At 47.5% G+C, this 13363-nt stretch carries 12 protein-coding genes and 1 pseudogene; 6 read left to right on the top strand and 7 right to left on the bottom strand.

The features are described from left to right. Positions 1-337 precede the first annotated feature (337 nt). Complete coding sequence (locus HJV72_RS05945; RefSeq protein WP_330618828.1) at positions 338-2278, bottom strand: EAL domain-containing protein; 1941 nt, start codon at positions 2276-2278, stop codon at positions 338-340. A gap of 352 nt (positions 2279-2630) precedes the next feature. Here HJV72_RS05945 and HJV72_RS20475 point away from each other — a divergent pair. Continuing rightward, a pseudogene (locus tag HJV72_RS20475) lies at positions 2631-2765 on the top strand (helix-turn-helix domain-containing protein); the annotation flags it as partial. A gap of 38 nt (positions 2766-2803) precedes the next feature. Here HJV72_RS20475 and HJV72_RS05935 read toward each other — a convergent pair. Beyond that, positions 2804-3235 carry a DUF3788 domain-containing protein gene (locus tag HJV72_RS05935; RefSeq protein ID WP_208069496.1) on the bottom strand — a complete coding sequence of 144 codons (432 nt, stop codon included), beginning with the start codon at positions 3233-3235 and terminating at the stop codon, positions 2804-2806. Between the two features lie 309 nt (positions 3236-3544). On the opposite strand from HJV72_RS05935, the gene HJV72_RS05930 reads away from it, so the two are divergent. After that, positions 3545-5644, top strand: coding sequence for an EAL domain-containing protein (locus HJV72_RS05930; RefSeq protein ID WP_208069495.1), 2100 nt, complete (start codon positions 3545-3547; stop codon positions 5642-5644). A 65-nt stretch (positions 5645-5709) separates the two neighbouring features. Here HJV72_RS05930 and HJV72_RS05925 read toward each other — a convergent pair whose 3' ends face one another. Both HJV72_RS05925 and HJV72_RS05920 read right to left on the bottom strand, forming a co-directional pair. Beyond that, positions 5710-6276 carry a DUF305 domain-containing protein gene (locus tag HJV72_RS05925; RefSeq protein WP_208069494.1) on the bottom strand — a complete coding sequence of 189 codons (567 nt, stop codon included), beginning with the start codon at positions 6274-6276 and terminating at the stop codon, positions 5710-5712. A 113-nt stretch (positions 6277-6389) separates the two neighbouring features. Next, positions 6390-7556, bottom strand: coding sequence for a metallophosphoesterase (locus tag HJV72_RS05920; RefSeq protein ID WP_208069493.1), 1167 nt, complete (start codon positions 7554-7556; stop codon positions 6390-6392). Positions 7557-7862: 306 nt separating this feature from the next. Here HJV72_RS05920 and HJV72_RS05915 point away from each other — a divergent pair, with 306 nt between their 5' ends. From HJV72_RS05915 to HJV72_RS05900, 4 genes are all read left to right on the top strand, one after another. Beyond that, positions 7863-8753 (top strand): collagen-like protein, encoded by an 891-nt coding sequence (locus HJV72_RS05915; RefSeq protein ID WP_208069492.1) that lies wholly within the window; start codon positions 7863-7865, stop codon positions 8751-8753. A 78-nt stretch (positions 8754-8831) separates the two neighbouring features. After that, on the top strand, positions 8832-9080 hold the full coding sequence (locus HJV72_RS05910) for an acyl carrier protein (protein ID WP_208069491.1): 249 nt from the start codon (positions 8832-8834) through the stop codon (positions 9078-9080). Next, on the top strand, positions 9073-10551 hold the full coding sequence (locus HJV72_RS05905; RefSeq protein ID WP_208069490.1) for a class I adenylate-forming enzyme family protein: 1479 nt from the start codon (positions 9073-9075) through the stop codon (positions 10549-10551). Before HJV72_RS05910 ends, HJV72_RS05905 begins: the two co-directional genes overlap by 8 nt. Next, positions 10548-11417, top strand: a complete 870-nt coding sequence (locus HJV72_RS05900) for a hypothetical protein (RefSeq protein WP_208069488.1) — start codon at positions 10548-10550, stop codon at positions 11415-11417. The genes HJV72_RS05905 and HJV72_RS05900 overlap by 4 nt, the downstream gene beginning before the upstream one ends. Before the next feature lie 20 nt (positions 11418-11437). On the opposite strand, the gene HJV72_RS05895 is transcribed toward HJV72_RS05900, so the two are convergent. From HJV72_RS05895 to HJV72_RS05885, 3 genes are all read right to left on the bottom strand, one after another. Beyond that, on the bottom strand, positions 11438-11977 hold the full coding sequence (locus HJV72_RS05895) for a methylated-DNA--[protein]-cysteine S-methyltransferase (RefSeq protein ID WP_208069486.1): 540 nt from the start codon (positions 11975-11977) through the stop codon (positions 11438-11440). Positions 11978-12128: 151 nt separating this feature from the next. After that, positions 12129-12236, bottom strand: coding sequence for an Ada metal-binding domain-containing protein (locus HJV72_RS20470; RefSeq protein ID WP_442899290.1), 108 nt, complete (start codon positions 12234-12236; stop codon positions 12129-12131). A gap of 126 nt (positions 12237-12362) precedes the next feature. Continuing rightward, positions 12363-13235, bottom strand: a complete 873-nt coding sequence (locus tag HJV72_RS05885) for a hypothetical protein (protein ID WP_208069483.1) — start codon at positions 13233-13235, stop codon at positions 12363-12365. Positions 13236-13363: the final 128 nt, after the last annotated feature.

Below are 13363 nucleotides of genomic sequence, written 5' to 3'. Positions count from 1 at the left end.
CATGCCACCAGACGATTTGCCACATAAATAAATGCCCAGAAACCCCTTGTTTACACATTACGCCAAAAGGCAACATATGCTAAAGTACAACTACGAAAAGCAGGTGATTTATATGACACAAGTTTCTAACCAAAACGATGACGCAAGAATAACAGGCTGCGACTCCTGCCAGTGGAACACAGGCATATACTACCGTAGATACCGATGGACGCTGGACCGTACCGGGTCTGGGTCCGAGCGATAATGCTTCCTTCGTTGTCCAGCCCCACAAATAACCCGTATCAGACGATAACGACAGGGATACAGATGAATCGTCTGCATCCCTGCCGGATAACAATTACTCCTGGATCTGTCCGCTGTTGCGCTTCAAGAATGCTTTGAATTCTTCCTCGGGCATAGGACGGGCATAATAAAAGCCCTGAATCTGGTCAACCTGGGAGTCCACGACCATCTGTCTCTGCTCCTCTGTCTCAACTCCTTCTGCCACGACCGTCATTCCAAGCTCTTTGAACGTACGGACGATATTCTTGACGCCTAGTGCAGAATTCCTGTTGCCTATCATCGCCCACACAAGACTTTTATCCAGTTTGATCGTACCAAACGGAATGTTAATTACCATGGCAAAATTAGAATACCCTGTTCCGAAATCATCAAGCCCCATCTCAATTCCGTACTTTTCCATCTCAGCCGCGAAATCAGTGACCGCCTGCGGCTTCTCCGCAAGCGTGCTCTCTGTAAACTCAATTTTGATAGCCGAGGGGGGCGTACCGTTCTTCTGAATGATTTCCATTACCTTCTCTCCAAGATCTGGCTGTGTAAACTGGACGGCAGGGAAATTGACATGGACCGCCCTTATCGGAATGTGCTCCGCCATCAGCCCATTGACGAATACACACACTTTGCCGAGGACGGCATAAGTGATATCAATTATCATACCTGTCTCTTCTGCAATCGGAATAAACTCAGACGGATATACAGGGCCGATAGGAGTGTCATTCATACGCATGAGCGATTCCGCATAGTTGAACGTTCCGGACTCTATCGAATATATGGGCTGGTAATACATCTCAAAGCTTTTATCATTCAGCTTCTCCTTCAATATCTGCATAATCTGCTGTCTTCTGCGCAGCTTCCGGAGCACTTCCTCATCACAGTAGCAGACTTGCCCTTTTTTCCCGGTTTTGGCTTGATACACCGCATATTCAATAGCATTGATGATATGCTCTAACGTGTCATCCACATCCTTGTGCCGGATAATGCCGATAACTGCAGACAGGTTGAACTGGTAATTCCCCACGGTCCACGGCTGCTCCATCCGTTTCAGGATGCTCGTTACATACTTGCGTATGGAATCATCGCTTTCCTCTGTGAAGAGAATCGCAAATTCATCGCCGTTAAACCGGTATACGCTTCCTTCCTTTCCAAGAGAGCAGAGGAACCCGCAGACAGCTTTTAGAAATTCATCGCCAATACGCTGACCGCACACATTATTAATCTGTCGGAATTCTCTAAGAGATACGACTACCAGCGTGAATTGTGCCTCCGGATGCCTGTTCAGCGTAAGGCTGAGCATGTTGAGCAGTTCCTGACGGTTTGGCACGTTTGTCATATAATCCATAGATATCTGCTTGTTCTGAAGATGAAGGTAGATAATGAGCATGGCGCATGTAGCTGCCGAACCCGAGAGTATAATATCAGGATAGATCTGCTGCACGATGATGACAAGCACCGCCAATACCGGAAACGTCGATAAGATGCGGTAAATCTTTGGCTCAATCTTTCTTCTGTTCATAAGGGCGGTTACGATGCTCGCTGCACAGTAGGCATAAAAGACAACATATGTAACATCTATAAGACTTCCCCTTACATAACCGTACGCCGCATTAATATCAAATATATTTTTTGTAAATGGATTCAGTAATATAAGTATGAAATATAGAATACCCGGAATCAGGCCGTAACCCATTATTTTATTTCTCGCCGTCTCTTCCGAATATATGACCGATATGCTGTATAGGAAATATACGAGTCCCATCAGCGGGGTAAGTATAAAATATATGGTTGTCATTGTCCACGTCGTCCACAGCGGGATGGCGTCATAATGATATAACATAACTGTGGAGGCTATATTCGTAAACATGGCACTGAACGTAACCATCAGGCAGCCCTGAAACATTCTGTTCTTCAGCGTGGGAATATGGCTGCCCTTACGGGAGTATACCCATATGATTGCCAATATGACTAAGGATATCGATTCTGGCGCTATGTTCCAACTCACAACTTCCACCTTCCGTTTCTGCCGCGGCATGTTCTTAATTCCGGCACTTCCATTATATCATCCCCACATAAAAAGGCAATGAAAAAGGCGTGTTTTTAGGAACGGTGCAGCCTGTGGATATGCGATTATTGCAGGTTGATGGAATCTGCGAAATACCTTCCTTAAAAGACGCTCCCGCTGCCGCTTTAAAGATTCAGAGTATTTTTACATGGATATGGGCATTGATTTATGAAAATACACCACCTTCAAATGACCAGAAAATAATATGCAACAATGACCTTACCCTCCTGAAAAGTATGATGAGCTTAATCCAGCAGCACTATCAGGAAAAAGTAACACTGAACTATTATATACGACAGACATGAATATTACAGAGATTGCATACGAAGTCGGCTTTAACGGAACAAGCTATTATGCCGAAGCATTTCGCAAATGCTTCGGCATCACTCCGTCCGACTATCGTAAAAAATCGAAGGGTATTTCATAAGATATTACGCCACCTTACAGTTCATGCCACATGGCGCATCAGCCTGCCTTTCTCTGCACCCTGGTTTGAATCAGCTCCATCACGTCTGTCAGTATGTCGCGGTCTGTAACATCAATCATCAGCCACCGGCTTCCGTTGAGACAGCCTGCATCGCGATAAAGCTCCCTGACATATGGCGTACATGCGGTCAGTAAAAGTTCTGCCTCAGCAGCCTCTCTGCTTCCTATGCTCACCATGCATGTATAATACCCTTCAGCGGGATACAGCGTACAGAGTGCCCGTCCCCCTTTCTTATACTTTACGTTCCAGCCCGGCTGCATGGAGCAGCGGCTGTATTCAATCTTCGGTGCCGTCTTATATTCCTGCTCCAGATGGCGGCAAAGTTCCTCCCAAAGGCCGTTCGTTACATACGCTCCTATCTGTTCCATATCCGGCTTCCTGCCGGCATCATATAGCTCGTTCCATTCCATTGCCTGCTCCTCCTCTGTCCTTACTTAAAAATGTGTATCGCAATCCTATAGTAATGCTCTGTATCATCATAGCGCATGAAATATGACAACTGTGTGTCATATTTTTTCTTATCTTTAATGGAATTTTAACATACTTGGCTCACTGATGCCACATGACCGGACGGTAATATATTCCAATTGTAGCATATAATTGAGCTCTGTCAAAAATATATCTGACAAGAATCTTTTTCATATTGTTTATTGAGTCAATTTGTTATAAACTAAAATGGCAGCATGATATCTGAAATGTATTTGGGGGGAAGTTATATCATGAAATCAGCCAGCAGCACAATATCCCGGTTTCAAAATTCAATCTCTGCACAATCCGTACGGAATGGCCTGACACTTGCTATTCCGTTTCTTATCATGGGATCTTTTTCGCTGCTTCTGAGAAATTTTCCAAATGACGCATATCAGTCATTTCTGGAGCACTTTCTCGGCGGGGCAGCCGCCGCCCTTTTTGAGACATTATATACGGTCAGCCTGGGCTCTCTTGCCCTCGTACTGAGCATCACCATCAGCCTGTCCTACGGGCTGCTGGCGAAGACCGATACTTTTTTACTCTATCCTGTCGTATCCGTCTGCTCTTATCTTGCTTTCTGCGGTGGCATCGAGGGACATGACGAATATGTGTTCAAAGCCGAATGGGTATTTACAGCCATGTGCATCACCCTGCTTTCCTGTATTCTCTTCCAGTGGATGCTGAGGCTTGGCAGCCGGCTCAGAAAGCTACACGCGACAGGCGCGGAATATCTGTTCAATATTTCCATCCAGAGTCTGATGCCGGTAATTATTATCATCGTCGGATTCGGGATTACAGGCTATGCACTCCGCACGGCATGGGGGAGCAGCAATGTCACAAACTTCGGCTCCTATATCTTCCTGAAGATCTTCGACCAGATGAGCGGCAATCTGTTCGGCATCCTGCTCTATGTGGTCGTGACACACGTGCTCTGGTTCTTTGGCATACATGGTACGAACACGCTGGAAGCGGTATCCCAGAAGCTCTTTGAACAGAATATCTCCGTCAACCAGTCCCTCATGCTTGCGGGCGGCGCACCGACAGAGATATTCTCCAAGACCTTCCTGGACACCTTCGTATTCCTGGGCGGCTGCGGCTGTGCCTTGAGCTTTATCATCGCCTTATGTATCAGATCCAGAAAGAGCCATAACCGTAAGATTGCTTATGTGGCACTTCCTTCGGCCTTGTTTAATATCAGCGAGATAGCCGTGTTCGGATTTCCGATTATTTTTAACTTTACGATGATGATACCATTCATATTGACGCCTGTCGTGCTGACGCTAACGAGCACCCTGGCCGCGCAGGCAGGGCTTGTGCCTGTCGTGACCCAGTCTGTGGAATGGACGGTGCCAATCGTGCTCAGCGGTTATAAGGCTACCGGCTCCGTAGCCGGAAGTATACTGCAGCTTGTCAATCTCTCGATAGGGGTTCTCATCTATATCCCTTTCATCAAACGCAGCGAACAGAAGGAGACGCTGGCATTTCAGAAGATTGTCCGCCGTATGGAGCAGGACATGGCTGCCGGTGAGGAAAACGGTACTCTGCCGCATTTTCTCCATCACAGATATCCGTATTACTCCTATGCTAAAACACTTGCCATGGACCTTAGTAATGCGCTTCACCGCGGACAGATAGAACTGTTCTACCAGCCTCAGACTTCGTCAGATGGTGCGCTCCACGGGATAGAGGCACTCTTAAGATGGAAGCACCCGGTCGCCGGCTACATTGCCCCTCCGGTGCTTATCGCTCTTGCCTATGAAGGTGGGTTTCTGCTTGAACTGAGCCGTTACCTCCTGCACCAGGCTTGCCGCGACTCCAGATTGCTGGAGCCGCACTTAGCGAATGACCTGTATCTGTCTGTCAACATCTCTTCTAAGCAGATGGAGGAGGATGGTTTCTTCGATAAATCACTCGGTATCATAGAGAGTTATGATCTGGGACGCATCCACGCTGTATTGGAGATTACAGAGCGCTCTGCAATGATTATCTCCGATACGCTGATGCAGGATATGAGCCGCCTCAAAAGCAGCGGAATCAGCTTCAGCCTTGATGACTTCGGCATGGGGCATAATTCTATCTTGTATCTGCAGGAACGGATCTTTGACGAAGTGAAGCTGGACGGCAAGCTGGTATCCCAGCTTCCGGATAACGAACGGTCTAAAGATATCCTGTCGGGCATCATCTCGATGGCACACAGCCTGAACCTGCGTGTGGTGGCGGAGTTCGTAGAGACAGCGGAGCAGCGGGATATGCTCCTGGAACTCGGCTGCAGCATCTATCAGGGCTACTATTACAGCCGCCCTCTTAGTCTCACGGACCTTATCGGATACATGGACCAGCACAGATAAGAAAAGGAGGACACGGGAAGCGTATGTCTCATGCTACCCATGTCCTCCTTTATTGCCGGAATAAGTTAACAGCCCGCTTTTTTCATCAGACACTGCATCTTTCTGATTCCTTCCTTTTGTGATACGATGATTGCATCGAGCAGCGGAACCAGCTCCGGACAGAGCGAAAAACGCAACGCATTCTCTGACATGCGTACCGCCCCCCTGTGATGCGGTATCATCTCGCGCATAAAGTTGCAGTTGATATGATTATCCGTACATGCAGATTTCATCTCATAAATCATATCGCTGATGATGCGTTCATTCTTCATTTCATAGCACTCGATATCCCTCTTACAGTTGATACATGACTCACATCGGGGAAATACCTCTGTCATGTTCTGAATGCTCTTCTCCTGGGACGAGATAATGTTCAGTGCTATATCCTGCAACGGAATGTTCGTAGTGTAGCAAAGCAGGTTCTTTGACATCTCAATCGCGGCACGATGGTGTGGTATCATCTGCGTTATGAAGCTGCCTGAGAGGCTGTCTGTAAGCTCGGCGCAGTTCATATTGCGGATCATCTCATCCAGGATGCAATGATACTGCTCTACATAATCTCTTGTATTATTGCTGAAACGGCACATGTTCATAATATTTTCACCTCTTGCTATCATATGTCAGAAGCAGTCCTTCGGTGTGTACCGTCTATATATTTTAGACCATCGGGTGCTGTCTTTCTGGTGCCCGTACGGACAATTCCCTTTCAGTCCCGGCTCCCGTCCTCCGCCGCAGGAAGCAGTACCTGAATCACTGCAATCTCGTTGTCTGTCCCAACCCGCTGTGGCGGCCCCCAGGTTCCCGCCCCCGAGGTAACGACAGCCTGAGGTCCCTCTTCGCCCAGGCGGTAATATCCATAGTTCATATCCAGCATGATTCCCGTCACAAGGTTAAACGGGAACATCTGTCCACGGTGCGTGTGACCGCTTAGGATGAGATCTGTACTCTTATTATAGCTGCCGATGTTTTCCGGCCTATGGTCCAGCACGATCCTCGGCAGGTGTTCCATACCTGCCTCTTCTGCCAACTCCCTTCTTGCTTCCCCCTGCCCGCCAATCGGTCCCGAATCTTTCCTTCCGGCCAGTATCAGCTTATTTGCTATCAGCACGGACTCATCCTGAAGAAGGTGAACCTGCGCCTTTTCAAGGAATTTCAACATGTCCTCATATCCAGCCCCTGCATCGTGATTTCCAAGGCAGGCATATACACCATAAGGTGCTTTTATACTGCGAAACGATTCTTGAAGTACCGATGGATTTTTCACCGCTGTAATATCACCGTCGAACATGTCTCCTGCTATACACACAAGGTCAGGCTCCTCCGCATTTACCGCCGCTACAATCTTTTCCACATGCTTCTCGTCCACGACATATCCGATATGCAGATCGCTGATTAGAACGATATTCATTGCATCTGTATCTCCGTTGCCTTCTTGTATCTGTATCTTATAGTTTACCGTCTGAACCTTCGACGCATGGATTCCTCCGTAGACCGATAATGCCACCGACAGAACGACCGCTGCCGCTCCCGCAGTAATTGCAGCTTTCTGTGGCAGCGGCGTCGGAATGATATGGCACAGCCTGGCCAATAACAAGGCCAGATTCGTAAGATTGACAAGCAGCATCAGAAGAACAATTACGCCCAATGCATAATGGTCAATCAGAAAAACCGTTCGCGGTATCGGGCTGTCCGGAATGCGGCTGAGTACAAAGAGTATCAGGACGGCTGCCACCATAATACCGTATGAGATTCCAAACGCCACCGGTCCGACACCAGAGAAAATGGGACGGAACCAAAGGAATAATTTATGTCCTGCATTTACGAACAAGCCGATTAATGCTCCCAAAGCTATAAGAATCAAAATAATCCGCATGGTAGTATTCTCCTTTTACTGTAAGCCTGTTTAATAGTCCCCTATCGCATCAATCAATGCCATATCCCATGTCAGTGATGGAAGCCCACATGCCCAGCAACAGATATCGTCAGAAAATTCTATTACCCGGGTTACCTCTAAACTTCTATTTATTCGCTAAGTTCAGTCTACTATAATCCAGCCGGCCCGTCTATTGAAACAGGTAAGAATCTCTGCAGGCAGAATCTTTACAAACACTTATGCAGCGCTGAATGCATAAATTATATAGAAAACAATCCTTGTATCTTCCCAAAAGGAGGAATTTCTATGTATTATAACGAACATTCTGACAACGTTCCAGATAAATGTGATACAAATTGCAGCCGTAAAAATAATTGCCGCCCGCCTCAGCCGGACTGCTGCATTCCCTGTTGTTCCGGAGTGCCAGGGCCTGCAGGACCACAAGGCGAGCCGGGGCCTGCCGGGCCGCAAGGAGAACCGGGGCCTGCCGGTGTCCAGGGTGAGCCAGGCGTTGCAGGACCACAGGGTGAACCGGGCTCTGCCGGGCCGCAAGGTGAGCCGGGGCCTGCCGGTGTCCAGGGTGAACCGGGCGCTGCAGGACCACAGGGCGAACCGGGCGCTGCAGGGCCGCAAGGTGAGCCGGGTCCTACAGCTGCCACCATCCCCTTCTCCTACTCCAACCAAAATTCATCAGGCGTCCCGCTTAGTACCGACAGTACAGGGGCGCCGGCCCAGATTGCTTATGCAGGCTTTGGTGGCGATAACGGGTATTTTTCCGTATTTGACCCTGGGGAATGGGCCTCCGGTGTTATCACAATCAGTACAAGTGAATCCTACCCTTCTTCCTTTGTCATGCCGTATGATGGTACGGTACGCAATATTTACAGCGTATTTGCCAACCGTCAGGAACTATATCTGGAGGAAGGTGTTATCATACGGCCCTTTATGTGCCTGGCCATAGGGCAGACCGACAGGCTCGCCTTTACAGTGCTTCAAAACAGTATCATATACTTTCCACCTTATATAGGAAGCGCAGAAATCCCCAAATACACCATTCGCAGCGCCAGTCAGACAGGATTAGATATCCTGCTGCCGGCTGGAACGCTGGTAACGATTATCTTCGGTATAATAGGGGCCGGTACGGCGGAAGCGCAGTATATAACCGCTTCCATAAGCGGTGGCTTATATATCGAATGAATATCATGTAAATACCCCGGATTTGTCTCCGGTCAAGTCCGGGGTTATCTTGCGCAATATAAAATAGGAGGAACCGCCATGTCTGTACGAAAAGCCATTATACAACTCATAGAGCAGGAAACCGTCATTACTGCTCCTATTACAGATACGACCAATCTGTATGAAGATCTGCACCTGGACTCTCTCTCTTTTGTCTCCCTGCTGATGGATATAGAAGATCGATACGGTATTACCTTCGAACTGGGAGAGATGGAAGGCTGCCACATTGCCGGGCAGCTCATAGAACTAGTGGAGCAAAAGGTTAAGGAGGTCCGGACAAATGATTAGAGATGCATTACAGGCAAGATGGGAAGTGACCCTTCCGGCGGTATTGGGCGAAGAGGAGACCGTATCCTATGCTGAACTGGCACAGCGTGCGGCAGCGCTGCAAGCAGCTCTTCCACATACAGACGGCAGACAGACAGCAGCAATCTTCCTCCCTGACGGGAGCCATTTCCTCGCTGCTTTATTCGCCGTGCTTCAGGCAGGATGGATGGCTTTCCCGCTGAACATACATCTGGCCGCAACGGAACTCTCCTGCCTGCTGAACCGAGCTCAGATAAGTACGATAATCACCTGCCGTTCCATGCGCCCTATATGCGAAGCCGCCGCCGAGTCTTGTGCACATGCGCCGGCCATCTTATGTACCGATTCTTTACGCTCTGCACCGCAGCCGCTGCCCGACATACAAAGAACCGATCCCGGCGCCCCTATGCTTCTGCTCGCTTCATCCGGCACTACGGGTCATCCTAAACTGGCAGAGCTCTCCGAACAGAACGTAGCATTCAATGTAGCAGCTTATTTACGACACATGGGGTATGAAAAATACCGGGATCCATCACCCCGGTATGCTCTTGGTACGCCTTTTTCAGGAATATACGGCCTGCTCGTCCTCTTTTCTTGTATGCTGCGTGGGTTCCCGCTGTATGCCATGGCCGAAGGCTTTACGTTGGACACTCTGTTTCAGGCCGCGCAGGAGCATGGAATCAGCCATTATGACGGTGGATCTGTGGCCGCCATACTGTTGGACCGTACCCTTGGCCGCCCCATACCGTATGACATCACTTCTCTTCGCTATTTTGGATTTGGCGGAAGCAAAGTACCTGACGGTACGTTAAGCCGCTTGTCTGCCGCCTACCCCCATATACGGTTCTGGTCCGGATACGGCATGACCGAAGCCTCTCCCCTCATTGCGCAGCCATTCCGGGGGCTTCCGCCAGATAAGCTGGATTCCGTAGGCGTGCCGCTGCCGGGCGTAACCGTCTGTCTGGAAACAGAGAGTGGAATAACGGATGAACCAGAGCAGCAGGGAGAAATCATAGTCCGTGGACCTAACATAATGCTCGGCTATTATAAGGATAAGAAAGCCACCGAAGAAATCCTGAGAGGCGGCTGGCTTCACACCGGAGATATCGGATACTATGACAGCGACGGCTATCTCTATATCTGCGGACGCAAGAAAAATATGCTGCTTGTACGGGGATTCAACGTATATCCAGAGGAGGTAGAAACATGCCTGCAGAGCTGCCCGCTCGTAGAGGACTGTATGGTGTACGGAAGGTCGGATGCACCTGGCACCGAATGTGTCTGTGCCGACGTAGTCCCGGCAGCCCCGGATACCTCGCCTGCGGCCATCCAGAGCTGGTGTACCGGTCATCTGGCAGATTATAAGTGCCCCCGCTTCATCCGGCTTGTCGAGAAGCTGGATAAAACGACAACCGGCAAAAACAAACGTACGCATGAGGAGGTATCCCAGTGAAGCTAATCCACTTCCAAGGCCTTAACTGTTATCACGATTGTCTGATTACAATAGCCAACGCATCTGGTCTCGACTATACTGCCGCCTTTTCCAGGCTTTGGGCAGAAGGGTATCTGCGCTACGACCCAATCTGCAGCGTTTTTCTCTCCCGGCGGATACAAGAAACGCTGGAGACTATGGGCATGAGATTAGATACGCCTCTTACCACAGTTGAAAACCGGGAAACAGGATGGGCTGAAACACCTGACGGAAGTTATGTCATCATAGGCATGGATGCCTGTGTCATTCCATGGAGTCCGCTCTATAAGCTTCTACACGGGCCACATTATTTTATCGTCCAAAAAGGAAACGCAGAGCTTCACGACTGTTTCGACCCAACGTATGGAATCAGTGGTCAGACGATAACTGCACATGAGCTGATACCCAAAGCGTATGCCCACATCCCCATTAATATGGACCGCTGCCGCATCCTATCATTAAATGATACGCATAATACACTGCCTGCACAGGCGCAGGAAGTGCTGATGGCCCATCCCGAAACATTACGTCATCTTCTTGAACAGGCTCATATCTGGATGCAAGGATCAGAAAAAGAGCGTCTCCTTCCTGCAAAATATGTCGACTGCCTGCTCACCGGACGTTATTTATACAGGCATTTTTTGAATGGACAGGACAGCGCAGCCACAAAAGCGCCCTTGTTCTTCTCACATCAATACTATGAAAAATGGCTGGCAGTCAAAAACGGCTTATATAAAGCGGCGCTCTCCAATCAAAGCAGCACCGCCTTCGGTGAATCATGCCGCCTGATCACCTGTCTGTTTGAAATGGAGGTGGAACTGGCAAGACATATCAACGCATCCCTCTGATTTCAATGTCTGTTCCCTGCCTAAAGCGCCGTTCCTCTGGCAGGAACATACAGCTTGTCCATATCCGCCCCCTCCAGAGCTAGCAGTTTGATCTTCTTTTCCAAGCCCCCTGCATACCCTGTCAGGCTCCCATTTGTACCGACCACCCGGTGACAGGGAATGATAATGGAAATAGGATTATGGCCGACAGCACCGCCCACAGCCTGCGCTGACATGTTGGAAAGCCCCCTGGCTGCTGCAATCTTCTTGGATATCTCCCCGTAGGTCGTGACCTCCCCATAAGGAATCTCACAGAGCAGCTTCCACACTTCCCTGCGGAATGCACTTCCCTCCGGGGCAAGGGGCAGTTCGCCGGCAGATGGTTTCTCTCCCTTAAAATACCGGTCCAGCCACACTTCTGCCTGATGCAGAACTTCAGTATCCGCTTTCTCCAACCTTTCCCCCTGCAGAGAATCACAATAGTATTTCTGCCCTTCCATCCAGAGCCCAGTAAGAGCTCCATCCCTCTCCGCAAGCAAAAGTCTGCCGACGGGAGAGTCATAACACATAGTATAATACATATCTTACCGCTCCTTTTTTCACTTTACTGTCACAAGTTATTCCACTGATTCATTGTCGCGTAACTCCGCCATGGCCGCCATTTTTCAGACAATGTGAGCAGCTCCTTTGGCGTATGACCCGGAAGTGTATGCCTGATTCCAATATCCGTTTCTAAAAATGCATCTTTGCCCGGCAGACTGGGAGGCAATAGATTTTTGTAGAAGCGATTCCCACAAAAAATCTTCCGTCCGAATCATCCTTATCACCACTATACAGCATTTTCATTCTGAAATCCCGCCATATTCAGACATGGTATTCTTCTTGTCATCTCTTCCATCTGAGTTCCGTCTCCCCAAAGCTGCCGCTATATTAAGAACATCAAATGGTCAAGTCAGTAATATACTGCTAATCATGAGATACTGATGGAAATATATCTAATAAATCACCGTCAAAAAAATCCTTCTGGTGCTCCAAGTATTCATATATATAGTCCGGTTTCATCAAATTTTTAACTATTACCCTTTCGTTTTCTGATATTTTATTGCCTAACTTTTTTCTTAATAAAATATAGTCATTGATTATGTTTGCAGTGTATATTATAGCTGTTTCAACAGCAATAATGGCCAACATTATAAAATCAATATAGCTTGCAAATATGCCGGATTTACTTAAAGAGTTATTGCTTAATCCTATGTAGAAGCTGTGCGTACTATTTGATAACAAATTATAGATACCAGACTCTATATTATAATTCAGTATCTTCATATCAGGCTTATTAATTAATTGTTTGCCAGACAGCATTAAACTTCTTTCATCTTTATCTGCATTCAAATATATTTTACTATTCTTAATTTCGTTTCTTATATTCTCTGCATCAATCAGCCTCATTCTAGAACTTGTTAAAGAAAAATTTAATTTGCCAAATATGTTTTTAATATTTTTATAATAATTAAGAATCTGCATATTATAACGAAGGTTTACTTCTTCCTCTGAAATTCCCCTCTCTGAAACATAAAAATATATGTTTGCTGAATCTATTATATTTCTAGCTGCAGATGCTACTAGTGCAATATCCAATTCAGCATAATTCTCTTTATCTATACTAAGCAATTTTACAATACTTCCACAGTGCAGCAACACTTTTTCAACCACTTTCTCTGCTTGTGCTGCCCGAATTGTTGTTGCCCTTTTATTTTCGTCGATAAGACTAATCTTTTTTCCAATATCATATAATTTCTGTAATGTCCCTAATCGTATCTTATACTTATTATCTTCCAAGAGCCCCCTCCGTACACAATTTACTATTTGATTCGTAATATTGCATCGCTTTTACAAACTATTTTACATTCACTGTTTATCATCACAGGAAAAATCCGGCAAATAATTCTACCTTATTTCTGTGGAAT

Source organism: Extibacter sp. GGCC_0201 (assembly GCF_017566055.1).
Classification (GTDB): domain Bacteria; phylum Bacillota; class Clostridia; order Lachnospirales; family Lachnospiraceae; genus Extibacter.
Note: the sequence above shows the minus strand (reverse complement) of the source record. Positions and strands in the feature narration are given on the sequence as shown.